This is a genomic window from uncultured Agrococcus sp., from assembly GCF_945915485.1.
Classification (GTDB): Bacteria; Actinomycetota; Actinomycetes; order Actinomycetales; family Microbacteriaceae; genus Agrococcus.
In genome coordinates this window covers 1-2674 of record NZ_CAMEFJ010000168.1, presented here as the reverse complement: position 1 = coordinate 2674, position 2674 = coordinate 1, and the positions used below count along the sequence as shown (strand labels likewise).

At 68.0% G+C, this 2674-nt stretch carries 4 protein-coding genes; 2 read left to right on the top strand and 2 right to left on the bottom strand.

All coding sequences use genetic code 11. The features are described from left to right. Together Q0O95_RS14010 and Q0O95_RS14005 are read left to right on the top strand one after the other, a co-directional pair. Positions 1-1068 (top strand): PTS transporter subunit IIC (locus tag Q0O95_RS14010; RefSeq protein WP_293699962.1); only part of this gene is annotated, 1068 nt, incomplete at its 5' end. Beyond that, positions 1065-1766, top strand: a complete 702-nt coding sequence (locus tag Q0O95_RS14005) for a sugar isomerase domain-containing protein (protein ID WP_293699959.1) — start codon at positions 1065-1067, stop codon at positions 1764-1766. The genes Q0O95_RS14010 and Q0O95_RS14005, both read left to right, overlap by 4 nt. On the opposite strand, the gene Q0O95_RS14000 is transcribed toward Q0O95_RS14005, so the two are convergent. Next, on the bottom strand, positions 1720-2460 hold the full coding sequence (locus Q0O95_RS14000; RefSeq protein WP_293699957.1) for a GntR family transcriptional regulator: 741 nt from the start codon (positions 2458-2460) through the stop codon (positions 1720-1722). The two genes, Q0O95_RS14005 and Q0O95_RS14000, sit on opposite strands and share 47 nt — an antisense overlap. Positions 2461-2518: 58 nt before the next feature. After that, positions 2519-2674 (bottom strand): zinc-binding dehydrogenase (locus tag Q0O95_RS14120; protein WP_366516502.1); only part of this gene is annotated, 156 nt, incomplete at its 5' end.

Here is a 2674-nt window from a genome sequence, read left to right as displayed (position 1 = left end):
CTCATCATGCTCATCGCGATCGCCTTCGCCGACGGCGGCGTCGTCGAGGAGCAGATGGGTGAGGACACCGTGCTGCCCTGGGTGTGGGGGCTGCTGCAGGCGCTGCGTTTCGCCGCCGGTATCGCGATCCTGCTGTTCGGCGTCCGGATGTTCCTGGCCGAGATCGTGCCCGCCTTCCGCGGGCTGAGCGAGAAGGCGCTGCCGGGCACGGCTCCTGCACTCGACATCCCTGTCACGTTCACGAAGGCGCCGACCTCGGTCATGCTCGGCTTCCTGGCCTCGACGATCGTGTTCCTGATCCTGATGGGCGTCTTCGCCGCGGCCGGCTGGTTCGTGCTCGTGCCTCCCATGATCATGCTGTTCTTCGGCGGTGGCGCCGGCGGTGTTTTCGGCAACGCGGTCGCAGGGTGGCGAGGAGCACTCTTCGGCGGTGTGCTCAACGGTGTCATCCTGGCGTTCGGCCAGTGGATCTCGTGGGGTCTCTACTCTGAAACGGCCCCCGAGCTCGCAACGCTCGCCGACCCCGACTGGTACGCCGTCGGATGGTTGCTCATGGGTATCGGCTCGCTGCTCGCGCCGCTCGGCGCAGCGGGTCCGTGGGTCGTCGCCGGTGTTGCACTCGTACTCACCATCGTGATTCTCGTGCTGCTGGGGCGCCGCCGGCCGCGCGTTTCCACGCCGGCCGAGCAGCCCACTCCCGCTCCCGCAGAGGTTCCTGCCGCAGGGGCTCGAGAACAGCCCGAGCGGACATCCCGTGCGGGCGCGGCGGGCGACCGTCCCGAGAGCCTGCGCGTGCTCGCGGTGTGCGGCGCGGGGATGGGCTCGAGCCTGATTCTGCGCAAGACCGCGGAGCAGGCGCTCGAGCGACTCGGGGTCGACGCGGAGCTCAACCACACGGATGTCGGCTCCGCGCGCGGAATGACCGCAGACGTCGTAGTCGGGCAGCGCACCTATCTCGAAGACCTCGATGGGGTCGCCGAACTGGCGGTGGAGATCGAGAGCTTCGTCGACGTCAATCAGGCCGAAGAACGACTGCGCGCAGCATTCACGGAACGGGGTTGGCTGTGACATCGCTCGGAAGCTTCGTCGACGGTGTCATCGACCACAATCAGGACGCGCTCGATGCTGCGGCGAGGGCGGTTATCGAGACGCTGCAAGCCGATGGACTCGTCCGCACTGCCGGCGCCGGCCACTCACTCGCCGCGGTTATGGAGTCGTTCTACCGGGCGGGAGGGCTCGCAGCGGTCAGACCGCTGTGGCATCCCTCCCTGTTTCCGCTCGCGGATGCGCACGGGTCGACCCGCGCCGAGCGCAGCGAGGGCCTGGGGCGCGAGGTCGCGGAGGCCGCCGGGATCGAGTCGCGCGACACCGTGTTCGTCTTCTCGAGTTCGGGCATCAACCACTACCCCGTCGAGCTGGCCCGTGCCGCCGTCGAGCGCGGTGCGACGGTCGTCGCGTTGACATCCGTTGAAGCGAGCAGCTCCTCAGCACTGCGATCGGATGCGCGGCTGTTCGAAATCGCGACGATCGTGCTCGACACACGGGTGCCGGCCGGGGATGTGTCATGGCCGTTGGACGCGCCCGTGACGGTGCCGCGATCGAGCCTGGCCACGAACGCACTGTGGTCTGCGTTGCTCGCGCGGGTTGTGGACCTCGACCCCGATGTGGAGCTGTGGCGGAGCGCGAACGTCGAGGGCAACGACGCCGCGAACGCCGCGACTATTGCTCGATTAGCGGAGCGGATCCCGGAGCTCTCGTCGGAGTAATCGCGGCCTGGAGCACGAACCGGTCGGCCGGGTACGACGACACCGTGTGTTCGAGCACCCGCCCGTTTAGGGTCGAAGTGCGCAAGAACTGCAGCACCGGCGACCCCTGCGCGACCTCCAGCAATTCCGCTTCGCCCTCCGGCACGAGCCCTGCGCGAATGACCTGGGTTCCTGCATCGAATCGAACGCCGTATACGTCATCGAGCACGGCATAGAGCGATGCGGAGGTGAAATCCGCGGCCTCGAGCAGGCCGGGCGCTGCGGAGGCGAGAATGTGCGCCGATTCGACGGCGACGGGTGCGCCGTCGGTGAGGCGAACGCGCACGAGACGCGCGAGCGGCTCGCTCTCGGCAACTCCGAAGGTCTCGGCAAGGTCACCCGCCGGTACGAGCGCCGCTTCGACAACGCGCGCGGAAGGCGTGAGGCCCCGCTGGCGCACCTGCACCGTGAAGCTGTTGAGCGTGAGCGGCAGGGTGAGTTCCGGGCGGGCGACGAAGGTTCCGCGCCCCACCTCACGCGTCAGCCGTCCCTCTGCGACGAGTTGCTCGATCGCCTTGCGTGCCGTCATTCGCGACACGCCTTCCTCCTCGGCGAGGTCACGCTCGCTGAGCACGGGAGTCCCGACCGGCTGCTCGTTCGTCACCTCGCGGAGCCGCGCCGCGAGCGCGAGGTATTTCGGCTCGGCAGACGTCATGGTTCGAGTTTGCCACCGATGGCCATGGTTCTTCTGCACGACGCTGCCGGGCCAGATATCAACCGACCTCGATGACGACCTTGCCCTTATGCCGACCGGCCATCACCGCCTCGTACGCTTCACGAGCTTTCGCGAACGGGTAGCGGGCGCCGATCTCGACCTCGACATCTCCCGCCGCGACCATGTCGATCATGTGCTGTAGCGGCGCCGTCTG